At 65.3% G+C, this 22,143-nt stretch carries 22 protein-coding genes, 1 tRNA gene and 1 riboswitch; of the genes, 11 read left to right on the top strand and 12 right to left on the bottom strand.

Features of this window, described 5'->3' with window-relative positions; all coding sequences use genetic code 11:
- Positions 1-21: 21 nt before the first annotated feature.
- The 5 genes from HH212_RS10500 (at position 22) to ribB (ending at position 3,762) form a co-directional block, all read left to right on the top strand.
- Positions 22-336, top strand: a complete 315-nt coding sequence (locus tag HH212_RS10500; RefSeq protein WP_170202433.1) for a hypothetical protein — start codon at positions 22-24, stop codon at positions 334-336.
- A complete protein-coding gene (locus HH212_RS10495; protein WP_170202432.1) occupies positions 333-1,715 on the top strand; it encodes a PQQ-dependent sugar dehydrogenase in 1,383 nt (460 codons plus the stop codon). Before HH212_RS10500 ends, HH212_RS10495 begins: the two co-directional genes overlap by 4 nt.
- 11 nt (positions 1,716-1,726) lie before the next feature.
- The gene (locus tag HH212_RS10490) at positions 1,727-2,155 is read left to right on the top strand and encodes an OsmC family protein (RefSeq protein ID WP_211172482.1); all 429 of its coding nucleotides are present in this window, start codon (positions 1,727-1,729) and stop codon (positions 2,153-2,155) included.
- A 161-nt stretch (positions 2,156-2,316) separates the two neighbouring features.
- Positions 2,317-2,736, top strand: a complete 420-nt coding sequence (gene gloA / locus HH212_RS10485; RefSeq protein WP_170202431.1) for a lactoylglutathione lyase — start codon at positions 2,317-2,319, stop codon at positions 2,734-2,736.
- Positions 2,737-2,832: 96 nt separating this feature from the next.
- Positions 2,833-2,972, top strand: a riboswitch (FMN riboswitch).
- 106 nt (positions 2,973-3,078) lie between these two features.
- Positions 3,079-3,762 (top strand): 3,4-dihydroxy-2-butanone-4-phosphate synthase, encoded by a 684-nt coding sequence (gene ribB / locus HH212_RS10480; RefSeq protein ID WP_170202430.1) that lies wholly within the window; start codon positions 3,079-3,081, stop codon positions 3,760-3,762.
- A 382-nt stretch (positions 3,763-4,144) separates the two neighbouring features.
- On the opposite strand, the gene HH212_RS10475 is transcribed toward ribB, so the two are convergent.
- The 4 genes from HH212_RS10475 to HH212_RS10460 all read right to left on the bottom strand — a co-directional run bounded on the left by HH212_RS10475 (position 4,145) and on the right by HH212_RS10460 (position 7,426).
- On the bottom strand, positions 4,145-5,509 hold the full coding sequence (locus HH212_RS10475) for a TolC family outer membrane protein (RefSeq protein ID WP_170202429.1): 1,365 nt from the start codon (positions 5,507-5,509) through the stop codon (positions 4,145-4,147).
- A 37-nt stretch (positions 5,510-5,546) separates the two neighbouring features.
- The gene (locus HH212_RS10470) at positions 5,547-5,870 is read right to left on the bottom strand and encodes a rhodanese-like domain-containing protein (protein ID WP_170202428.1); all 324 of its coding nucleotides are present in this window, start codon (positions 5,868-5,870) and stop codon (positions 5,547-5,549) included.
- A 15-nt stretch (positions 5,871-5,885) separates the two neighbouring features.
- Positions 5,886-6,539 carry a protein-L-isoaspartate O-methyltransferase family protein gene (locus tag HH212_RS10465; protein WP_170202427.1) on the bottom strand — a complete coding sequence of 218 codons (654 nt, stop codon included), beginning with the start codon at positions 6,537-6,539 and terminating at the stop codon, positions 5,886-5,888.
- A gap of 197 nt (positions 6,540-6,736) precedes the next feature.
- Positions 6,737-7,426 (bottom strand): TetR/AcrR family transcriptional regulator, encoded by a 690-nt coding sequence (locus HH212_RS10460; RefSeq protein WP_170202426.1) that lies wholly within the window; start codon positions 7,424-7,426, stop codon positions 6,737-6,739.
- A gap of 138 nt (positions 7,427-7,564) precedes the next feature.
- Between HH212_RS10460 and HH212_RS10455 the strand changes: the two genes are divergently transcribed.
- The 3 genes from HH212_RS10455 to recQ all read left to right on the top strand — a co-directional run bounded on the left by HH212_RS10455 (position 7,565) and on the right by recQ (position 10,782).
- On the top strand, positions 7,565-7,837 hold the full coding sequence (locus tag HH212_RS10455; protein ID WP_170202425.1) for a YkgJ family cysteine cluster protein: 273 nt from the start codon (positions 7,565-7,567) through the stop codon (positions 7,835-7,837).
- A 220-nt stretch (positions 7,838-8,057) separates the two neighbouring features.
- Positions 8,058-8,891, top strand: coding sequence for an undecaprenyl-diphosphate phosphatase (locus HH212_RS10450; RefSeq protein ID WP_170202424.1), 834 nt, complete (start codon positions 8,058-8,060; stop codon positions 8,889-8,891).
- A gap of 40 nt (positions 8,892-8,931) precedes the next feature.
- Positions 8,932-10,782 carry a DNA helicase RecQ gene (gene recQ, locus HH212_RS10445; protein ID WP_170202423.1) on the top strand — a complete coding sequence of 617 codons (1,851 nt, stop codon included), beginning with the start codon at positions 8,932-8,934 and terminating at the stop codon, positions 10,780-10,782.
- 30 nt (positions 10,783-10,812) lie between these two features.
- Here recQ and trmB read toward each other — a convergent pair whose 3' ends face one another.
- Positions 10,813-11,493: a tRNA (guanosine(46)-N7)-methyltransferase TrmB gene (trmB, locus tag HH212_RS10440; RefSeq protein ID WP_170202422.1), complete on the bottom strand. Its 681-nt coding sequence runs from the start codon at positions 11,491-11,493 to the stop codon at positions 10,813-10,815.
- 186 nt (positions 11,494-11,679) lie between these two features.
- Between trmB and HH212_RS10435 the strand changes: the two genes are divergently transcribed.
- Positions 11,680-12,807 (top strand): succinylglutamate desuccinylase/aspartoacylase family protein, encoded by a 1,128-nt coding sequence (locus HH212_RS10435; RefSeq protein ID WP_170202421.1) that lies wholly within the window; start codon positions 11,680-11,682, stop codon positions 12,805-12,807.
- A gap of 48 nt (positions 12,808-12,855) precedes the next feature.
- Here the strand turns inward: HH212_RS10435 and HH212_RS10430 are convergent.
- The 3 genes from HH212_RS10430 to HH212_RS10420 all read right to left on the bottom strand — a co-directional run bounded on the left by HH212_RS10430 (position 12,856) and on the right by HH212_RS10420 (position 14,855).
- A tRNA-Gly gene (locus tag HH212_RS10430) sits at positions 12,856-12,929 on the bottom strand.
- A gap of 51 nt (positions 12,930-12,980) precedes the next feature.
- Positions 12,981-13,916, bottom strand: coding sequence for a nuclease-related domain-containing protein (locus tag HH212_RS10425; protein ID WP_170202420.1), 936 nt, complete (start codon positions 13,914-13,916; stop codon positions 12,981-12,983).
- Between the two features lie 150 nt (positions 13,917-14,066).
- Positions 14,067-14,855, bottom strand: coding sequence for an AraC family transcriptional regulator (locus HH212_RS10420; RefSeq protein WP_170202419.1), 789 nt, complete (start codon positions 14,853-14,855; stop codon positions 14,067-14,069).
- Positions 14,856-14,955: 100 nt separating this feature from the next.
- On the opposite strand from HH212_RS10420, the gene HH212_RS10415 reads away from it, so the two are divergent.
- Together HH212_RS10415 and epsC are read left to right on the top strand one after the other, a co-directional pair.
- Entirely contained in the window at positions 14,956-15,609 is a 654-nt protein-coding gene (locus HH212_RS10415) for an MSMEG_1061 family FMN-dependent PPOX-type flavoprotein (RefSeq protein WP_170202418.1), read from the top strand.
- A 192-nt stretch (positions 15,610-15,801) separates the two neighbouring features.
- On the top strand, positions 15,802-16,749 hold the full coding sequence (gene epsC, locus HH212_RS10410; RefSeq protein ID WP_170202417.1) for a serine O-acetyltransferase EpsC: 948 nt from the start codon (positions 15,802-15,804) through the stop codon (positions 16,747-16,749).
- 16 nt (positions 16,750-16,765) lie between these two features.
- Here epsC and HH212_RS10405 read toward each other — a convergent pair whose 3' ends face one another.
- The 4 genes from HH212_RS10405 to HH212_RS10390 form a co-directional block, all read right to left on the bottom strand.
- Positions 16,766-17,971: a TraB/GumN family protein gene (locus tag HH212_RS10405; protein WP_170202416.1), complete on the bottom strand. Its 1,206-nt coding sequence runs from the start codon at positions 17,969-17,971 to the stop codon at positions 16,766-16,768.
- 14 nt (positions 17,972-17,985) lie between these two features.
- A complete protein-coding gene (locus HH212_RS10400; protein WP_170202415.1) occupies positions 17,986-19,053 on the bottom strand; it encodes a TraB/GumN family protein in 1,068 nt (355 codons plus the stop codon).
- A 124-nt stretch (positions 19,054-19,177) separates the two neighbouring features.
- A complete protein-coding gene (locus HH212_RS10395) occupies positions 19,178-20,899 on the bottom strand; it encodes a UdgX family uracil-DNA binding protein (protein WP_170202414.1) in 1,722 nt (573 codons plus the stop codon).
- Positions 20,896-22,125 carry a putative DNA modification/repair radical SAM protein gene (locus tag HH212_RS10390; RefSeq protein ID WP_170202413.1) on the bottom strand — a complete coding sequence of 410 codons (1,230 nt, stop codon included), beginning with the start codon at positions 22,123-22,125 and terminating at the stop codon, positions 20,896-20,898. The genes HH212_RS10395 and HH212_RS10390 overlap by 4 nt, the downstream gene beginning before the upstream one ends.
- Positions 22,126-22,143: the final 18 nt, after the last annotated feature.

Below are 22,143 nucleotides of genomic sequence, written 5' to 3'. Positions count from 1 at the left end.
ATTGAATCGAAGGAGATCGTCATGCCCCAGGAAGAAAAAGACCGTGTGGTGAACACGGACCGCAAGATCGAGGAACAAAGCTACAAGCGCGAGCCGCACGAGCGCGACGAATCGCCCGACGGGCAGAATACCGATCCGCGCGGCATCATGAAGCAGGCCGCCGAAGACCTCAAGCAAGGGCTGGTCGATACCGACCTGCACGGCACGCCGGGTATCAGCCAGGCGGTGAACCCGAACCCGGAAGTCAACGCCGGCCAGGCCAACCCGCAGGCGGACCGCGGGGACGGCATGCGCGACCACGATGCCACGATTCCGGAGGGAGGAAAAAACCGATGACACCGCGTCCCCTCACCGCTTGCCTGCTGGCCTCGCTCGGCCTGGCCGCCCTGCACGCGCCCGCCATGGCGCAGCAATACGCCCAGGGCTTCGGTCCCAACCCGACCCTGCCGGCGCCGGAAAAATCGCTGATCCCGACCCTGAACATCGCCGATGCCGATCCGTGGCCGCAGGGCGCGCGCCCGACCCCGGCCACCGGCCTGGCGGCGACCGCCTACGGCACCGGCCTGAACCATCCGCGCTGGCTGTACGTGCTGCCGAACGGCGACGTGCTGGTGGCCGAGAGCAACAAGCCGGCGAACGCCCCGAAGGAAAGCGGCGTGCGCGCCAAGGTACAGGGCATGGCCCAGAAGCAGGCCGGCGCCGGCGTCGAATCGCCCAACCGCATTTCGCTGCTGCGCGGCGTCAAGGCGGACGGCACGGCCGAAACCAGGACCGTGTTCGCCCAGGGCCTGAACTCGCCGTTCGGCATGACGCTGGTCGGCGACAACCTGTACGTCGCCAACGCCGACGCGCTGTGGCGCTTCCCGTATAAAACCGGCGAGACCGCCCTGAGCGGCAAGGGCGCCAAGGTGCTCGACCTGCCGGCCGGCATCAACCACCACTGGACCAAGAACGTGATCGCTTCGCCGGACGGCAAGAAGCTGTACATCACGGTCGGCTCCAACAGCAACGTCGCCGACAACGGCATGGAGATCGAAAAAGGCCGCGCCGCGATCTGGGAATACGACATTGCCAGCGGCAAGCACCGCATCTACGCCAGCGGCCTGCGCAATCCGAACGGCATGGGCTTCCAGCCGCAGAGCAAGATGCTGTGGACCGCGGTCAACGAGCGCGACGAACTGGGCAACGAACTGGTGCCCGACTACATGACGAGCGTGAAGGACGGCGGCTTCTACGGCTGGCCGTACAGCTACTACGGCCAGCACGTCGACACGCGCGTGAAACCGCAGAACCCGGAGCTGGTGGCCAAGGCCATCGTGCCCGACTATGCGCTGGGCGCGCACACCGCATCGCTGGGCCTGGCGTTCTACGACGCCAACCTGCTGCCGCAATTCAAGAACGGCGCCCTGATCGGCCAGCACGGTTCCTGGAACCGCAAGCCGTATTCCGGCTACAAGCTGATCTTCGTCCCCTTTACCAACGGCAAACCCAGCGGTCCGCCGCAGGACGTGCTGACCGGCTTCCTGAGCAAGGAAGGCAAGGCCAACGGCCGCCCGGTCGGCGTCGCCGTCGACAAGGCCGGCGCCGTGCTGCTGGCGGACGACGTCGGCAACATCGTGTGGCGCATCACGCCCACCGGCAACATGGCAGCCGCTAACACCACAGCGCCTGCGCCGGCCACCACCGCGCAGGCAACCACCCCCACCAAGAAATAAGGAGCGATTCGATGATCAAACGTAATGGCAGCGCCGTCTGGAGCGGCGGCCTCAAGGATGGCAAGGGCGCCGTCTCGACCCAGAGCGGCGTGCTGAACCAGCAGCAATACGGCTTCAATACCCGTTTCGAAGACGGTCCGGGCACCAATCCGGAAGAACTGCTGGGGGCAGCACACGCCGGCTGCTTCACGATGGCCCTGTCCGGCCAGCTGGAAAAGGCCGGCATGGTCGCGCAAAAACTGGAAACCAAGGCGACCGTGTCGCTGGACAAGGATGGCGACAGCTTCGCCATTACCGCGGTGCACCTGGACCTGGTGGCCACGATCCCGGGCGCCGACGAAGCCGCCTTCCAGGAAGCCGCGCGCAAGGCCAAGGAAGGCTGCCCGGTCTCGAAACTGTTCAAGGCCGACATCACGCTGGATGCCAAGCTGCAGGCGTAAGGTTTCGAACCTTGCATGAACGCGTGGACGGCATAGCCAGCTAGGCGCCCCCGTCCACGCTACGCAGCTGTCATGACACCGATCGCGGCATATGCCCCGCCTGCAAACTTCGGCCCGAGCGCATAGAATCCCTGCTTCATTCATTTCTCCCAAGGACCACCATGCGTCTCCTGCACACCATGCTCCGCGTCGGCGACCTGCAGCGCTCCATCGATTTCTATACCAAGGTGCTCGGCATGAAGCTGCTGCGCACCAGCGAAAACACCGAATACAAGTACAGCCTGGCCTTCCTCGGCTACGGCAGCAACCCGGATCACGCCGAGATCGAGCTGACCTACAACTGGGGCGTCGACGCCTACGAGCTGGGCACCGCCTACGGCCACATCGCCCTGTCGACCGAGGACATCTATAAAACCTGCGACGAAGTGCGCGCGGCCGGCGGCGTCATCAGCCGCGAGCCGGGACCGGTCAAGGGTGGCAGCACCGTGATCGCCTTCATCACCGATCCGGACGGCTACAAGGTCGAGCTGATCGAGCGCGCCGATCACGCCGGCGGCGGCGGTATCGACAAGCGGGCGTGAACACGCCCCGGTCGCGCTGAAAACGGGCCGGCCCGGCAGCTTGCGGCCGGCCCTGCTACAATCCCTGCGTCCTTTACCAAAAGGACACACAATCAATTACGTCTTCGGGGCGGGGTGCGATTCCCCACCGGCGGTATGGCCATCACGGCCGAGCCCGCGAGCGCCTGCGTTGCAGGGTCAGCAGACCTGGTGAGAAGCCAGGGCCGACGGTATAGTCCGGATGAAAGAAGATGTGCGTCATTACGCAGGCTGCCGCGCGGTTCAAGCGTGTCCGGCTGCGCCGTTTCGCTTTGCCCTGATGCGTTTTTCGCTTTTATCTTTCCCATTGCGAGGAGCGTTTCAATGACCAGCACCACCATCGATCCCACCACCTACCCCGGCGCCTTCGTGCTCGACAGCGACAACATCGACGGCCGCATCGCCGCCGCCATCGAAGCCACGCGCGCCGGCATCCCCGTCATCCTGCTCGACGATTTCGACCGCGAGAACGAGGCCGACCTGATCGTCGCCGCCGAAAAGCTGACCACCGAAACCATGGCCGTGATGATCCGCGAATGCAGCGGCATCGTCTGCCTGTGCCTGTCGAGCGACACGGTGCGCGCGCTCGAGCTGCCGCCGATGGCGCCGGAAAACGGCAGCCGCTACGGCACCCCGTTCACCGTCTCGATCGAGGCGCGCGAAGGCGTCACCACCGGCGTCTCGGCGCAGGACCGCGTGACCACGATCCGCGCCGCCATCGCCGCGGACGCCACGCCGCACGACCTGGTACGGCCCGGCCACGTGTTCCCGCTGCGCGCCAACCCGGGCGGCGTGCTGGCCCGCGCCGGCCATACCGAAGGCTCGGTCGACCTGTCGATCATGGCCGGCCTGCAGCCGGCGGCAGTGCTGTGCGAGCTGATGAACGAGGACGGCACCATGATGCGCGGCGCAGCGATCGAAGGCTTTGCGCGCCAGCGCGGTTATCCGATCCTGACCATCGCCGAGATGATCGCGTGGAGGAAGCGCGACGAGCGTCAGGCGGCCTGAGCCGCCTGGCGTCTTGACGCGTTCCGGCGACGCATCGGCATCGGGATGCATGATGCGTCAGCTTGGGTCCCCGTCTTCGCGCACTACTGTCCAAGATAGTATTGCTGGCCTAAAGACCGTCGTTCCCGCGAAGGCGGGGACCCATAGCGAGTGTAAAAAGTTAGTATTTTTGAAGCATTCTGATTGCTTCCGGCTACCAAATTTTCTTGCTCAGTATGGATCCCCGCCTTCGCGGGGACGACGAGTTATTGGCTAGGAATGATTTTTACGTTACTGCTAGCAACAAAACCTGCTTAAGGCAGAGATAACGATTATCTTGGACAGCAGTGCGCCTTCGCGGGGAGTCGTTTCCGGCAGTGCCGGGAACGACGGCCTGGGCCGCTCAGGGCTGGATCAGCAGCGCGTTCACCGGCTGCAGGTCTTCCTCGCGCAGCGCGCCGGCCGCCGCCTTCAGGCGCAGGCCGGCCAGGATGGTGTTGTAGCGCGCGCGCGCCAGGTCGGTGCGGGTCTGGTACAGCTGGCGCTGGGCATTGAGCACGTCGATGTTGATGCGCACGCCGACCTGGTAGCCGAGCTTGTTCGATTCCAGCGCCGAGTTGCTCGATACCTCCGCTGCTTCCAGCGCCTTCACCTGCGCCAGTCCGGTGTTCACGCCCAGGAAGGCCTGGCGCGCCGTCAGCGCCGCGTTGCGGCGGTTCGCCTCCAGGTCGTTGCGCGCCTTGTCTTCCAGCGCGATCGTCTCGCGCACGCGGCTGGTGATGGCGAAGCCGCTGAAGATCGGAATGCTGTACTGGATGCCGATGGCGTTGCTGGTGGTCTTGCCCGATTGTCCGGCGACCTGGCCGCCCAGGTCGCGGTGCAGCGAACTGGCCACCAGGTCCACGGTCGGGTAATGGCCGGCGCGGTTCTTCGAGATGTCGCGCTTGGCCGATTCCAGCGCCAGCTGACCCACGGTCACCGCGTAGTTCTGGTTCTCGGCGGCCGACACCCACTGGTCGACGTTGACCGGCTGCGGCGGCGCCAGGGTGACGCCGGTGCGCAGCGTGGCCAGCGCCGCCGGCGGGGTGCCGATGATGGCCTGCAGCGAAGTCTTCTTGTTTTCCAGGTCGTTCACCGCCGCCAGTTCCTGCGACACCACCAGGTCGTACGCAGCCTGCGCCTCATGGGTATCGGTGATGGTCTGGGTGCCGACCTCGAAATTGCGCTTGGCCGAGGCCAGCTGTTCGGTGGTGGCGACTTTCTGGGCGCGGATCGATTCCAGCGTGTCCTGCGCCGCCAGCACGTCGAAATAGGCCTGCGCCACGCGCGTGATCAAGTCTTGCTCGGCCTGGGCGAACTGCGCTTCGGCAATGGCCTGCTGCAGCTTGCTCTGCTGGTAGGTTTCCCAGCGGTCCCAGCGGAACAGGGGCTGCTGCAGGACCACCGTGATGTCGCTGCTGCGCTCGTTCAGGCTGCTGCCGCGCGAGTAGACGTCGGCGCCCGCCGACTGGCCCAGCAACTGGCCGTCGTTCCAGGGAGAGAAGCCCTGGTTGTTCTTGGTGACCGACCCCGTGATGCCGACCGTCGGCAGCAACCCCGCACGCCCCTGGATGATGCGCTCGCGGCCGGCGGCGGCGGAGGCGCGCGCGCTGGCGTAGGTGGCATCGTTTGCCAGGGCTTGCTGGTAGACCTGGATCAGGTCGGCCGCCTGGGCAGTGAGCGAACAGCACGCGCTGGCCAGCAGCGCGGCGATGAGGGGTTTCCGCATTCGTTTCTCCATCAAGTCTAGTCAGGGACGCAGGCCGTCAATACTTCGGCATCGAAGGATCGACCTGTACTGCCCAGGCGTGTATTCCGCCCGTCAAATTGGTGATGTTGTTGAAACCGTTGTGTTCGAGGAAGGCGGCCACGTTCATGCTGCGTGCGCCGTGGTGGCACACGCAGACGATGGGGCGGTCGTCATCGATTTCAGTGACGCGGACCGGCACCAGGCGCATCGGGATCTGGGTCGAGCCCGCGATGCTGCAGGTGGCGAATTCCCAGTCTTCCCGCACGTCCAGCAGCAGCGGCTGCGGACGCGACGGATCGGCCAGCCAGGCGGCCAGTTCGGGAGCGGTGATGTGCTGCATGGCGTGCGGTCCCGATCAGAACTGGAAATGCGACGGCACCGGGGCGCCGCTCAGGTACTTGACGTTGGTCTCGAACACCTTGACCGCACTGAAGGTATTGTCGCCGGTGCGGGTGATGATGTTGAATTCCATGACCGGCGGCACGCCGGTGAACGCGGCGATGCGTCCGCCCACCTTGACCTGCTTCATCAGCGCTTCCGGCAGCACTTCCAGCGCGCCCGAGATCACGATCACGTCGTACGGCGCGCCTTTTTCCTCACCCTGCACGCCATTGCCCTGCTCCACCGTCACATTGGAAATACCGGCGCGCGCCAGGTTCTTTTGCGCCAGCGCGCGGCTTTCCTGGTTGATTTCGATGCTGGTGACCCTGGCGCCCTTGTGCGCCAGCAGGGCCGCCATGTAGCCGGAGCCGGTGCCGATTTCCAGGATGCTCTCGTGCTTGCGCACCTGCAGTTCCTGCATGATGCGCGCTTCGATCTTTGGCGCGAACATCGATTCGCCGCCCGGCAGCGGGATCTCGGCATCGGCGAACGCCAGGTTCTGGTACGCGGCCGGCACGAACTGTTCGCGCTTGACCACGTGCAGCAGGTCGAGTACTTCCGTGTCCAGCACGTTCCACGGACGGATCTGCTGTTCGATCATGTTGAAGCGGGCTTGTTCGATATTCATCTCAGTACTCGGCGGGAAAATAAATAATCCGATATTTTATCGTTGAACGGCTTCAACAAGCATATCTTAGTGATACGACAGTGAAGGCCGAGGGAAATTGCGACAGTCTGCAGTTTGGCGGGGATGAAATGCCGGAAAACCGGCGTAGCGACGCCCGGCGTGGCGACGCCCGGCAGGCAAGCCGGCGCGAACGCGAATCAGCCCGCGTGCACGCTGGCAGCACCGGCGCCGGCGGCCTGCGTGGCGCCGGCGCCGGTCGGCAGCAAGCCATGCAGCGCCACGTCGAGGAAGGTATCGAGGAAGGCGAGCGGCTCCAGTTCGGCGCGCGGGCACGGGCCGACCGAATGCTTCCAGGTGATCAGCATCAGCATCGGCGCCACCAGCACCTGTGTCATGAGGTTGATGTCGATCGGGCGGAACTCGCCGCGCGCCACGCCGCGTTCGAGCATGGTCGTCATGGCGCGGGTGCCGCGGTTGATGACTTCGTCCTGGTAGAACGTGGCCAGTTCGGGAAAATTGCCGGCCTCCGCGGTCACCAGCTTGATGATGCCGGATGCCTTGGTCGCGCCCACGCGCTGCCACCAGGAATGGATCAGGTGGCGCAGCAGGTCGGCGCTGTGGCCGTCGAATTCGGCCACCGAGGTCTCGGCCGCGCCGATGGCCGGCACGATGTTGCCGCGTACCACCGCCTTGAACAAGTCTTCCTTGTTCTCGTAATACAGATACAAGGTGCCCTTGGACACGCCGGCGCGGCGCGCCACGTCTTCCAGGCGCGTGGCGGCGTACCCGCGCTCGACGAACAAGTCGAGCGCGGCCTCCAGCAATTCCTGGGGCCGCGCGTCCTTGCGGCGCTCCCAGCGCGGCTTGGCGTCAAAAGGGCATGGCATGCTACTGTCCGGCAACTAAATGTTGAGTGGGACAAATATAGACCCGGGGCTGGGGGCAGTCAAGGACATCGGCACGCGCGTCCACAGGGAGTATACTGGCGCGTTGCCTATGCCCATCCTGTCCATTGTTTGCGCACCATGTCCCGCGAATCCGAACCCGTCTCTTGCCGCCCCGGCTGCGGCGCCTGCTGCACCGCGCCGTCGATCTCGTCGCCGATTCCCGGCATGCCCGACGGTAAGCCGGCCGGCGTGCGCTGCGTGCAGCTCGACGACCGGCACGGCTGCCGCATCTTCGGCCAGCCGGGCCGGCCGCGCGTGTGCGCCAGCCTGCAGCCGTCGCACGAGATGTGCGGGGCGTCGCGCACGCAGGCGATGCTGTTCCTGACGGAACTGGAGCGCCTGACCGCGTAAGCATCCCGGGACGGAGCGGACGCCGCCGGGCAAGCGCAGCAGCGCCCGCATGATGCCTCGGGCTCTTGCCTGCAGCAAAAAAGCCACCATCTCGGCGCGGGGAACTCGGCGGTAAAACACTTCCTCATGGTAAGCTTGCGCCCTTGCCCGCCGCGAGGCTCCGCAACACCCTTCCGCTTCCGGTTCTCTCATCAACCCATTGTCACCACAGCACAATTCCATGGACATCCTCCTCGCCCTGAAGGCGATCATCATGGGCCTCGTCGAGGGCTTTACCGAATTCCTGCCGATCTCTTCCACCGGCCACCTGATCCTGGCCGGCAGCCTGATCAATTTCACGGGCGAAGTGGCCAAGGTGTTCGAGATCGCCATCCAGGCCGGCGCCATCCTGGCCGTGATGTGGGAATACCGCGCGCGCATCGCGACCGTGGTGTCCGGCCTGGGTTCGGACCCGCGCCAGCGCAAGTTCGTGCTGAACCTGGTCGTCGCCTTCTTGCCGGCGGCGGTGCTGGGGCTGCTGTTCAACAAGGCGATCAAGGCGCACCTGTTCGCGCCGGTGCCGGTGGCACTGGCCTTCATCGTCGGCGCGCTGGTGATCCTGTGGGCCGAGCGCCGCCAGCGCGTGCTGCCGGGTTCGCATCGCATCGCCACCGTGGACGACATGACGGTGCTCGACGCCTTCAAGGTCGGCTGCGCCCAGGCGTTCGCGCTGGTGCCGGGCACCAGCCGTTCCGGCGCCACCATCATCGGCGGCATGCTGTTCGGCCTGTCGCGCAAGGCGGCCACCGAATTCTCGTTCTTCCTGGCGATCCCGACACTGCTGGCCGCCACCGTGTATTCGGTCTACAAGGCACGCCACGAGCTGCACGCCGCCGACCTGCCGCTGTTCCTGATCGGCGGCCTGGCCGCCTTCGTGTCCGCCTTCCTGTGCGTGCGCTGGCTGCTGCGCTACATCAGTTCGCACGACTTCACGATCTTCGCCTGGTACCGTATCGTGTTCGGCATTCTGGTGCTGGTCACGGCGCATTTCGGCTGGGTGGTCTGGGCCGAGTAATTGCATTGATTAAAGAGCTATCGAGAACCAAAGCGACACCATGACGAGCGAGATCCAAGCGGGCGAAACCCGGGCGAGCGAACTCCAGGAGCGCGCGCTGCACGTATTGGAGACGGTATTCGGCTACCCCGCCTTCCGCGGGCAGCAGGCGGATATCGTCGAGCACGTCGCGTCCGGCGGCGACGCGCTGGTGCTGATGCCCACCGGCGGCGGCAAGTCGCTGTGCTACCAGATCCCGGCGCTGCTGCGCGACGGTGTCGGCGTGGTCATTTCTCCGCTGATCGCGCTGATGCAGGACCAGGTCGACGCGCTGGCCGAGGTCGGCGTGCGCGCCGCCTTCTTGAATTCGACCCAGACCTTCGAGGAAACCCTGCGCATCGAGCGCCTGGTGCGCACCGGCGAAATCGACCTGGTGTACGTGGCGCCCGAACGCCTGATGACGCAGCGCTGCCTGGACCTGTTCGAGTCGGCGCACATTTCGCTGTTCGCGATCGACGAGGCGCACTGCGTGTCGCAATGGGGCCACGACTTCCGGCCGGAATACATCCGCCTGTCGATCCTGCACGAGCGCTTCCCGCACGTGCCGCGCATCGCCCTCACCGCCACCGCCGACCAGCTCACGCGCGCCGAGATCGCCCAGCGCCTGCAGCTGGAAGAAGCGCGCCAGTTCGTCTCGTCCTTCGACCGCCCCAACATCCGCTACTCGATCGTCGAAAAGGGCAATGGCCGCAAGCAGTTGCTGGATTTTATTTCGAGCGAGCATCCGGGCGACTCGGGCATCGTCTACTGCCTGTCGCGCAAGAAAGTCGAAGAGACAGCCGAATTCCTCAACGAGCACGGCATCCGATCGCTGCCCTATCACGCCGGCATGGACCACGCGCTGCGCGCGTCGAACCAGTCGCGTTTCCTGCGCGAGGAAAACATCGTGATGGTGGCGACCATCGCCTTCGGCATGGGCATCGACAAGCCGGACGTGCGCTTCGTCTGCCACCTCGACCTGCCGAAATCGCTGGAAGGCTATTACCAGGAAACCGGCCGCGCCGGCCGCGACGGCGCACCGTCGAACGCCTGGATGGCCTACGGCTTGCAGGACGTGGTGCTGCAGCGCCGGATGATCGACGAGTCGGAGGCGGACGAGAATTTCAAGCGCGTGCTGTCCTCCAAGCTGGACGCCATGCTCGGCCTGTGCGAAACCCTCAGCTGCCGCCGCATGCGCCTGCTGGAATACTTCGGCGAGCGCTCCGGCCCGTGCGGCAATTGCGACACCTGCCTGATGCCGCCGGTATCGTTCGACGCCACGGTGCCCGTGCAAAAGCTGCTGTCGGCGATCTACCGCGTCGACCAGCGCTTTGCCGCCGGCCACGTGATCGACGTGCTGCGCGGCGCCCAGACGGAACGCATCACCCAATGGCACCACGACCGCCTGACGGTGTACGGCGTCGGCGCCGACCGCGGCGAACAGGAATGGCGCGCCATCGTGCGCCAGGCGATTTCCCTCGGCCTGGTCACGGTCGACCACGAGTCGTACAGTTCCCTGAAACTGACCGATGCGGCGCGCCCGGTGCTCAAGGGCGAGCAAAAGGTGCAGTTGCGCCAGTACCAGAAACCGGTCAAGCAGAAGCGCGCGGACCGGCCGGCCAAGAGCTACGTCGAGATGGACCTGTCGAAGTCGGAACAGGCGATCTTCGAGAAACTGCGCTGGTGGCGCATGGAAACCGCGCGCGCCCACAACGTGCCGGCCTACGTCATCTTCGTCGACGCGACGCTGCGCGAGATCGCCAAGGCCAAGCCGGGTTCGCTGGAAGAACTGCGCGGCGTGTCGGGCGTGGGCGAGAAGAAGCTGGCCTCGTATGGCGAGGAAATCGTCGCGCTGATCGCCGACATGATGTGACGGCCGACGCCCACCCACCCATCCATCACATCATTTTTTGGTGAATACCAAGTCCCACACGCCGTGCCCCAATTTGATGCCGCGGTTCTCGAACTTGGTCAGCGGACGGTAGGCCGGCTGCGGCGCATACCCTTCGGCAGTGTTCTGCAAGGCCGGCTCGGCGCCCAGCACGTCCAGCATCTGCACGGCGTAGTCTTCCCAATCGGTGGCGCAGTGGATATACCCGCCCGGCGCCAGTTTGCTGCACAGCAGTTTCACGAACTCCGGCTGGATCAGCCGCCGCTTGTTGTGACGCGCCTTGTGCCACGGGTCCGGGAAGAAGATGTGCACACCGGCCAGGGATGCGTCGGCGATCATGTTGTTCAGCACTTCGACCGCATCGTGCTGGATCAGGCGCAGATTCGTGATGCCCTGCTCGCCGATCTGTTTCAACAGGCTACCCACGCCCGGCGTGTGCACTTCGACGCCGATGAAATCCTTGTCCGGCATCACCTTGGCGATGTGCGCCGTGGTGTCGCCCATGCCGAAGCCGATCTCCAGGACCAGCGGCGCAGTGCGGCCGAACGGCGCGTGGAAATCGACCGCTTCCTTGCGGTACTCGACCAGGAATTGCGGACCGAATTCCTCGAGCGCGCGCGCCTGCCCGGTCGACAGGCGTCCGGCGCGCGTGACGAAACTGCGGATGCGGTGCTCGGTCGGATCGTACAGCATGGGACGGCCTTGGCCGTTGGTGGGCGTGTCTGCGGACATGGGGAAAGAAGATGAGAAAAAACGGGCGTCATTATACCCCAGCGTGCGCGCGCATTTCCGCCCTCGCCGGCCGCGCACGTGGCGAGCGCTGCGCTTTGCCTGCGGCATCTCGGACATAATGTGTGTCCGACCAGAGGAGATGTCCCGATGCGCCAGCAGTCCCACCCGATCGCCACCGAAGACCATGTCGCCGGCTTCCAGTTGACCTCGTTCCACTTCGGCACGCCTCGGGGCAATGACGGCAGCGGCAGGAAGGCGTACATCCAGGCGTCGCTGCACGCGGACGAAGTGCCGGCGATGCTGGTCGCCCACGTGCTGCGGCGCGAGCTGGAACGGCTCGAACGCGAGGGCCGCGTCGTCGGCGAGGTGATCCTGGTGCCGGCGGCGAATCCGATCGGGCTGTCGCAAGTCATCCATGGCGCGCCGTTCGGCCGCTTCGACATCGCCAGCGGCATCAATTTCAACCGCTCCTACAAGCACGTGGCGAACGACCTCGAGCACAGCCTGCGCGGCCAGCTGGGCAACGACGCCGATGCCAACGCCGCCCTGATCCGCAGCCACGCGCGCCGCTCGGTGGCCGCCTGGCAGCCGGAAAGCGCAACCCAGGAACTGAAAAAGACGCTGCTCGGCATGGCGATCGACGCCGACGTCATGCTCGACCTGCACTGCGACAACGAAGCGGTGCTGCACCTGTACACCGGTACCCCGCTGGCGGAGCAAGTAAAACCGCTGGCCGCACTGATGGGCGCGCATGCCACGCTGCTGGCGCGCGAATCCGGCGGCGAACCGTTCGACGAAGCCTGCAGCCGCCTGTGGTGGGACCTGGCCGCAGCGTTTCCAGACGCCGCGGTGCCGATGGGCTGCATCGGCGTGACGGTGGAACTGCGCGGCGAGAACGACGTACGCTACCACTTGGCCGAGCAGGATGCGCACGCCCTGCTGCAATACCTGGGGCATCAGGGCATACTCGACATCGCACTCGATCCGCTGCCGGCGCCGCTGTCCCAGCCGACACCGCTGGAAGGCGTGGAGCCGGTGGCGGCGCCGCACGCGGGCGTGCTGGTGTTCCACAAGAATCTGGGAGAGCGGGTGCAGCCCGGCGATGCACTGGCCGACATCGTCAATCCGGTCAGCGGCAAGGTGACGACGCTGCGCGCCACGCAGACCGGCGTGCTGTTCGCGAGCACGGCGCACCGGCACCTGCTGCGCGGGATGAACGTGTGCAAGATTGCGGGTGAAAAGGCGTGGCGGAGCGGGAGCTTGCTGTCGCAGTAACCGCGCCGGCGGTCGAGCGGTGCGCTAAATGGAGGAAGGTCTGCGGGATGGAGCGGGTGAAGGGAATCGAACCCTCGTCATAAGCTTGGGAAGCTTCAGCTCTACCATTGAGCTACACCCGCGTTGCCTGCATTCTACGCGGATTTACACCTGCTTGACAAATCCGCGCTGCATCACATCTTCGCTTGGCACGTACGGCAATACGCTTTACCACCAAATCGTTGCTTGTTGTTCCAGCAATATTTGGCTACCACTTGAACGATTGGCTTTTTGCAATTCGCGCAGAAATACTTCGTTTCTTCTTTGTCCTTCGTTGGGCTTATATCGGAGTCGATCTTTGTTTCATCAGCTACAACCCTGATTGGCTCTTTACGCAACAAAGTCGGTCCCAAATCGAAACTTTTGATGTAATCGACGTAGGCAGGTTTATGCAGAGATAGTAATTTTTCACCAAGACTCTTGACCGTTTCGCTCGAACAGACCTTGAATATCCCTACAGTGTCTTTCAAGCTCACAGCATTCATTTTTTCGTTATACCAAGAGAAAAATTGATCGAGCTTGATAATCGACGCATCGAAATTTTCTATGTTTGGACGGTTGATGAGTGCTTTGGGCGATACAAGAATCACGGAGTGAAACGATGGCTGCAAAGTAATGCCCAAGCGTTTCGGCAGACCGATCGCTTTGAAAGCATCCTTCAAGACGGATATGTGACGGGCGTTTTGTTCTACTGGAGAAGGAATGCCCACTTCCTTTCCATCATAAAAGGTGGAAAATTCTCCTCTATCGTTGATTGCAAGACCGGTACTGAAGCTCTTGGTTTCCAGAACAAACACCTCCAAGAGCCTGTTCATCAACACATGATCGATTTGCGCTACGCGTCCATTGATTTCAAGCCGAAGATCATGGATGACAAACAAATTTTTACTGGGGGCAGCGTAGAAATCGATCTCGAATGCAGCCTGCTTTTCGGTCGCAATACCAATCGATAAGTTCCTTAACTGCTTTTCCAGCAGTTTCTTTTTTTCTGCAGAAACGCGTTCGTGAGAAAGGAGGTTTTGAAGGATTGCGATCTGCGAATCCTTGCTGTCTGCGCTTTTGATAAGCATGATAGGCTAGCGAGATACCAATACAATATTGCATTGTATCAACACAAGCGATCTTCTGTATCGGTTTTCACAATCATGTCGCTGAAAAATACATGCGATACCACAGTCACTGCTATGTCATTTCGGCATCATGAATATGATGGCAATAGTTTAATTGACCCCAATCCGCATGCGATAGATCGCCGGCGTCACCCCGAACGTGCGCTTGAACAGCGCGATGAAGGTGCTCGGCGTCGAATAGCCGAGCTCCAGCGCGATGCGCGTTACCGCGTGGCCGTCGGCCAGCATCGCCAGCGCTCGCAGCAGGCGCGCGCGCTGGCGCCAGGCGGTGAACGTAAAACCGGTCTCGTCCACGAAGCGGCGGCTCAGCGTGCGCGACCCGATGGCGGCCCAGGCCGCCCATTCCTCCAGGCTGCGCCCGTCGTCGGGCGCGGCGATCAGGGCCTGGGCGATGCGGTTCAAGCGCGCTTCCTTCGGCATGGGCAGTTCCAGCGCATCGACCGGCAGGGTGCGGATCTCGTCAAGGATGACGGCGGCGATGCGTTCGGCGCCGGCGTCGAGCGGCCCCGCCGGCCAGACGGCGGCGCGCAGTACCGCTTCGCGCAGCAGGTTCGACAGGCGGATACTGCACGGTTGCGCCGGCAGGCCGGCGCATTGGTCTTCCGCCACATATACGACAAAACCCTGAAATGGTCCATGCGAGCCGGCCCAGTGCCGGTGGTGCGGCGGCACCCACACCGCGTGCGTGGTCGGCAGCACCCACATGCCGGTGTCCAGTCCGACCGTCACCAAGCCGCGTGTCGATGCGAACAATTGTCCGCGGCTATGGCTGTGCGGCGGCGAAGCGCGTTCGCCGTCGTCGGTGCCGGCCACGGCAATCAGGATCGGCCCATCGTCGGAGGAATGGATGGCGGCAAGCGCCTTGCTGAGTTCGGGCATGGCGTCGAATCGATACAAGTTGGCTCGGCTATTGTACAGGCGCCATCCAGGCGCGGATTACAGTGGCTTCGAGCTTGCCGTTTATCGAAAGGAACCCATCATGTCCGAGCACCATTCGCTGCCCCCTGCCGCCACCCGCCCCGACCTCGACGCGCTGTACGATCCGCCCGCCGAGCGCATCCAGAAAAGCGTGCTGGATCGCTTGATCGACTTCCATGTCGATTACCTGAAGGCGGCCACCTTCTTTTGCCTGGCCACCGGCAGCGAGCGCGGCCTGGACGCCTCGCCGCGCGGCGGGCCGCCCGGTTTCGTGCACGTGCTCGACGCCCACCACGTCGCCTTTGCCGACTGGCCCGGCAACAACCGCATCGAATCGCTGCGCAACCTCGAGTGCGACGAACGCGCCGGCATGCTGTTCCTGTTTCCGGGATTGGATATCTTCATGCGCATCAACGGCCGCGCGCGCGCCACGGTCGAGCCCGGCCTGCTGGCGTGCCTGGCCGAAGGGAGCAAGATACCCAAGGCCGCGACCGTGGTGGCGATCGACGAAGTGCTGTTCCATTGCGGCAAAGCGGTCAACCGCGCCGGTTTGTGGAAAGAGGAAGCGCGGCTCGACCGCCATGCATTGCCGACGCCCGGCCAGATGGTGGTCGCGCTGAACGCCGCCGCCGCAGGCCGTCCGGCCGACCAGGCCGAGGCGGCGCAGCTGGACCAGCATTATGCGCACGCGATACGCCACAACTTGTACGGCTAGCCGCTCCGCTACACTGGACTGTCTCATGATGCGCCAAGCATGTTTTTCGCATGTCCTCATACGGATTTCTTCTTTTGAAGGCATGCGCGCCCCCGCGTATATTAAAAATTTGTCCATATCGTTTTGGAGAACGACCGTGCCGCCTGACTCACCGACAACACCCCTGCCCGCCCTGCCGCGAAGGATGGACTGATGGCGGACTTCGACATCGGCGCGATCGTGCACGGCCTGCACGAGGCGCGCAGCCGCTGGCGCGCGGCGCACCGGCCGACCGGCGAGTTGAGCGGCATCGAATTTCCTTCGCGCGACGCGCTCGGCACCATCGTCGGGCAACTCAAGAGCCTGCTGTTTCCGATGCGCCTGGGCCCGCCCGAGCTGCGCCCGGAAAGCGAGGATTTCCATGTCGCCCACGCGCTCGACGCGGCCCTGCACGCGCTGCTGCGCCAGGTGCGCCTGGAACTGCGCTACAACGCGGCTCTGCGCCAGCGCGGCGATGCCGCTGCCGACGCCGCCGCCGATGCCGACATCGACGCGCGTGCCATGGACATCACGCGTACCTTCGGCGCGGCGCTGCCGGCCATCCGCGCGCTGCTCGACAGCGACGTGCTGGCCGCCTACCAGGGCGACCCGGCGGCGCGCAGCGTCGACGAAGTGCTGCTGTGCTATCCGGGCATCCTGGCGATGATCCACCACCGCCTGGCGCACAGCCTGTACCGCCTCGGCCTGCCGCTGCTGGCGCGCATCATCGCCGAGCTGGCGCACGGGCAGACCGGCATCGACATCCACCCCGGCGCCACCATCGGCGCCGGTTTCTTCATCGACCACGGCACCGGCGTCGTCATCGGCGAGACCGCGGTCATCGGCCAGCACGTGCGCCTGTACCAGGCCGTCACGCTGGGCGCGCGGCGCTTTCCGGCGGACGCCGACGGCACCCTGCAGAAGGGCTTGCCGCGCCATCCGGTGGTCGAGGACGACGTGGTCATCTACGCCGGCGCCACCGTGCTGGGGCGGATCACGATCGGCAAGGGCGCCGTCATCGGCGGCAACGTGTGGGTGACCCACGACGTGGCGCCGGGCGCGCGCGTGGCGCAGGCGGCGGCGCGCGAAGACATGTTCGGGCCGGCGGGCGATACGGCCTGAGGCGGGCGCCCAGGTATTATTTCGGGCTCTCGACCGTGTACCCGCGCTCCTGCAGCGTTGCCAGGTAGCCGTTACGCTCCACCAGGTCCTTCATATCGAGGATGGCGAAGGTGACGCTGTTCCTGTCGAGCGCCTGCTGCGCCGCGTCCAGCCAGGTCGTGCGCAGGCGCTCGCGCACGGTGCGGAAATCCGCGTTGTTGCGCGCCATGTTGCTGGTCAGGATGGCGGCATCGCAGGCATCCTCGCGCGCGGAATAATCCAGGCTGCGGATGGCGGCGATGTCGCCGTCGGCCCAGGCGTTGGCGCGCGTGCGCATGGCGTCGAGGTCGCCTTCCAGGCTGGCCAGCGTCTTGTCGAAACAGGCCACGTCTTCCAGGCGCGCCGCCTTGAAATCCTTGATGCCCTGCTTGATCTGGGCGGTTTCCAGCGGCAGCTCGAAGCCGGTCGGTACCAGCTTGACCTTGTTCTTCCTGGCGATCTGGAAAATCTGCTCGCGCACGACGCCGCTGTCCGCCAGGCCATTGCGGTCGCGTCCGGCGCGCAGCAGCCGCTGCGCCGCGAACAGCGGACGCTGGGTTTCCAGGTCGTCGTCCTTGCCGATGTACTTGGCTTTCAGGCCGCTCCAGCGTGCGTACACGTCGGGCGGCAGCACCTCCTGCAGCGTGGCGCCGTCCGGGTTCTTCGTGATGCCGATCAGGCCCGGCAACGCCGGCAGCAGGGTCAACCCTTTCCAGAAGCCGAGCTTCGCCTGGGCCGACGGCGGCAGCAGCACTTCCTGCGACTGCGCCACCAGGCGCTCGACGCGGCCGGCATCCCATTCCATGTTGCGCGGCAGCGGGGAATACAGGCCGAACACCCACAGCACGTGGCCATCCCTGGACACCTTCCAGACGCCGGGGCCGGGACGGCGGCCGGTCACCACGATCTGGGCCGCTGGTTGCGCCGGCGCCGCATCTTCCTCCATCGGCTGCTGCATCGACTGCTGCTGCGCCGCTTCCGCACGCGCGGCTTCCCGATCCGCGGCGGCCGCCTGCTGCGCCAGCACCTGGATTGGCTGCGCCTGCCCGCCCTGCGCTTGTGCTGCCGCTACCGGGGCGCCGGCCGCATCGTGCTGCGCCAGGGCCGGCGCCAGCACCGCGCCCAGCGCCAGCGCACAGGCGCCCTGCCCGGCCAGCCGGCACACCGTACGCTGTATTCCTGCTGCCTTCATCCGCTTCGTCATGCCTGCCGCACCGCTCACTTCGGGCTCTCGACCGTGTAGCCCCTGGCCTGCAGCGCCGCCAGGTAGCTCTTCGACCCCAGCACGTCGTTCATCGACAGCATGGCGACGCTGGACGCATTGCCGGCAAGGGCGCGCTCGGCGGCCGTCAGCCAGGTCGCCAGGCGACGCTCGCGCATGCCCTGGAATGCGGGGTTGTTTTTCGCGAAGGAACTGCTGAACACGGCATCGTTGCAGGTGTCCTCGCGCTCGGCGAAGTCGAGGTTGCGGATGGCTGCGAGGTCGCCGTTGGCCCAGGCGTTGGCGCGCGTGCGCATCGCATCCATGTCGCCCTCGAAGCGCTCCAGGGTCTTGGTGAAGCAGGCCACGTCCTGCATCTGCGACTTCTTGAAGTCGGCCAGCGCACGCCCCGGGCTGTCGATCTCGATGGTGAAGCCGGTCTTGGTGGTCTTGACGTCGTGGCGCCTGGCGATCTTCTCGATCTGCTCGCGCACTTCGCCCGAGCGGACCAGGCCGTTCTTCCTGAGGCCGGCTTCCATCAATTCTTCCGCCGCAAAGATCGGCCGGTAGCGTTCGACGCCGTCCTCGTCACCGATGTACTTTCCCTTGAGCGCCTGCCAGCGCGCATAGACGTCGTCCGGCACGACGTCGTGCAGCTTGGCGCCGTCGGGGTTCTTCTTCATGCCGATCATCGCCGGCAGCACGGTGAGGGTGCCGATCCAGCTGGTGCCGATGGCCGCGAACGGCGGCAGCAGCACTTCCTGCGATTGCGCCACCAGGCGCTCGACGCGGCCGGCATCCCATTGCATTTTCTGCGGCAGCGGCGAATACAGGCCGAACACCCACAGGACGTGCTCGCCCTTCGACACTTTCCACAGGCCGGGACCGGGACGGCGGCCGGACACCAGCACCTGCTGCGCCGGCGCTTCCGCCACGACGTCGGCAGCGGCCGGCTGTGCCACCGGCTGCGCGGCGACCACGGCGGGCACGGCAGTCGTCGCAGCGGCAGGCTGCACGCCATCCTGGGCCAGCGCCGGCAGCGCCAGCAAGCCGAACGACAATGCGCACAGGCTTCGTTTGCTCATATGTATCCCTTTGTTGTTGTACGTCAAGAGAATCGATGAGCAAGCTTAGCGTAGTTACGCACGCATTGTTATGTTTTTTGAATGCATATGCCTGCCGTTCCGGATGGCCGGCAGGCAGGCGATCCTAGATGAGCCGGTCCTGCTGGTCCGGCTCTTCCAGCGGACGCTCCAGCAACTGGTGGGCCAGCTTGAGGCTGTCGACCATGATATTAAAGGCTTCGCGCTTGGCCTCTTCGCTCGGCACCCGCAGCACGTACGACGGGTGGTAAGTCGTCACCACCCAGCGCCCGCCGACGCGCATCGGCTTGCCGAGCGAATTGCGCAGCGTGACGTTGGCGGTGCGCAGCACCGATTTCAGCGCGGTTGCGCCGAGCGCCACGATGACGGTCGGGTTCACCTGCGCCAGTTCCTTGTCGAGCCAGTAGTGGCAGGCCTCGATTTCCTGCTGCGCCGGCGTCTTGTGCAGGCGGCGCTTGCCGCGCGGCTCCCACTTGAAATGTTTTACGGCGTTGGTGACGTAGATGGTCTCGCGGTCGACGCCGGCATTCGCGCACACGCGGTCGAGCAGCTGGCCGGCCGGGCCGATGAAAGGCTGGCCGGACAAGTCTTCCTGGTCGCCCGGCTGCTCGCCGACGAACATGATCTGCGCCTGTTGCGGGCCGATGCCCGGCACCGCCTGGGTCGCGAATTCCCACAGCGTGCAGCGGCGGCATTCGTCCAGTTTGGACGGCTGCTGGCGATCGGGCTGGGCGGCTTCCGGGGCGATCGGGATGGTGGTGCCGCGGCGCTGGCCGACCGCCTGGAACTGGCCGATCTTGCGCGCGCCCATGGCGGCTTCGCTGACCATGTGCGGCACGATCTTCCCCTCCGGCAGGTTCTTCCAGCGGTGCGACTGGATATGCTGCTGCATCACGGTGGTGTTCAGGCGCGCCGGGTTGAAGATGCTGCGGTAATAGGTGAGCCACAGCGCTTCGCCGCCGTCTTCCAGCTCTTCCTCTCCCTTCACCAGCGGGCCGGCGTTGTGCAGCGTGCGGCCATCCCACAATACGCTGGCGTCGGGCGTGGCGATCATCCAGCTGACCTTGCCCATGCGGTTGACGAAGTGCTTTGCCACCTGCGGCAGCACATCGTGCTGCGGCTCGTACCAGGCCACGAAGCGCGGCGCGCCGGCCTCCTCCGGCCGCTCGCGGAAGCGGATGTAGGCGTGCATGTCGTGCTCTTCGCGGCGCACCGCCTTCACCATCGCCTGCAGGCGCGCGCCATCCTCGTCGGCGGGCGACTGCACGTCGTGCTGGCCCAGCTGCCAGCGCCAGATGACGCGGTACAAAAAGGCCCAGCGGTCCGGCACGCGGCAGCAGGCGGCGCTCTGCAGCATCTCCATGAACGAGCGCGGCAGGTGCGGAGTCGGACGCGGCGTACGGGCCGGCAGCGGCGGCAGCGACGCCACATCGGGCGCGCCGGCAGCAACGGCGTCGGCGGCCGTATCGGCGCCGCCTTCCGGCGCGGCGCCGGCCTGCGCCGGCATGGCGGCGTCCTGCGCCAGGTCGGTCTGCGGCGTGCTCGTGAACAGGTCGCCGCCGCCGTGCGGCGAACCCCAGGTCACGCGTTCCGGGGCGATCTCGTAGGCCAGCAAGGCGCGCGCCGCCTCGCGCCATTCGGCGAAGGAAGCGACCAGCAGCGGCTGCCGGGCCAGCACCAGGCGCACGGCGAGGAAGGCCGGCGCACCGGCCGCGCCGGCCCGGGCCGCAGCCGGCTGCGCGGGATCGGCCGGCGCGGGATCGGCCGCCGGCGCGTGCGCCGGCGGGAATGAATGCGCGGACCGGTCCGCCGGGCGGTCGTCGTTCATGCGGCCTGCAGCTCCGGAAACAGATTCATCTGCTCGGGCGCGTCGGCCAGGTGGCGCCGCAGCAGCTCGGACGAAGCCATGCCCTGCGCCGGCTTGTAGTCGGCGACCACCACGAAGGGCGCCAGCTTTTTCAGGCTGCAGCGCAGGCGCGACAGATCTTCCCAGCGGATGCGTCGCAGGCGGCGCAGGTCGATCAGGCGCTTGGCCGAGCGCAGGCCGATGCCGGGCACGCGCGCGATCATGCTTTCGTCGGCGCGGTTCAGGTCGAGCGGGAAGTGTTCGCGGTTGGCCAGCGCCCAACCCAGCTTGGGGTCGATATCCAGCGCCAGGTTACCGGATTGCGGCAGGATCTCGCCGGCATTGAAGCCGTAGCCGCGCATCAGGAAGTCGGCCTGGTACAGGCGGTGCTCGCGCAGCAGCGGCGGCGGTGCCGACGGCACGCTGGACGGACTCTGCGGGATCGGGCTGAAGGCCGAGTAATACACCCGCTTCAGTTTATAACTGCCGTACAGCGTCTGCGCCGTGTTGAGGATGGTCTGGTCGTCGCTGGCGTCGGCGCCGACGATCATCTGCGTGCTCTGGCCGGCCGGCGCGAACACCGGCGCCTTGGGGTGGTCGTCCTTTTCGTCGAGCTTGGTGCGGATCGAACCCATCGCCAGCTTGATCGTGTGCACGCTCTTTTCCGGCGCCAGCCGCGTCACGCTGTCCTGGGTCGGCAATTCGATGTTGACGGACAGGCGGTCGGCGTACTTGCCGGCCAGTTCGATCAGGCGCGGGTCGGCATCCGGGATCGTCTTCAGGTGGATGTAGCCGCGGAACTTGTGGTCCTCGCGCAGGCGGCGCGCCACCTCGACCAGCTGCTCCATCGTGTAGTCGCTCGACTGGATGATGCCGGAACTCAGGAACAGGCCGTCGATGTAGTTGCGCAGGTAAAAATCCTGGGTCAGCTTGACCACTTCGTCGACCGTGAAGCGCGCGCGCGGCACGTTCGAGCTGCGCCGGTTGACGCAGTACTGGCAGTCGTAGACGCAGAAGTTGGTCAGCAGGATTTTCAGCAGCGACACGCAGCGCCCGTCCGGCGTGTAGCTGTGACAGATTCCCATGCCCGTGGTGGCGCCCAATCCATCCTTGTCGACCGAGTCGCGCTTGGGCGCACCGCTGCTGGCGCAGGATGCGTCGTACTTGGCGGCATCGGCCAGGATCTCGAGTTTGTCTTTGAGTTCCATCTTGGCAGAAATACTGTA

This window comes from Massilia forsythiae (genome assembly GCF_012849555.1).
Classification (GTDB): domain Bacteria; phylum Pseudomonadota; class Gammaproteobacteria; order Burkholderiales; family Burkholderiaceae_D; genus Telluria; species Telluria forsythiae.
The sequence above is the reverse complement of the archived record's forward strand: the minus strand, read 5'-3'. Positions and strand labels throughout refer to the sequence as shown.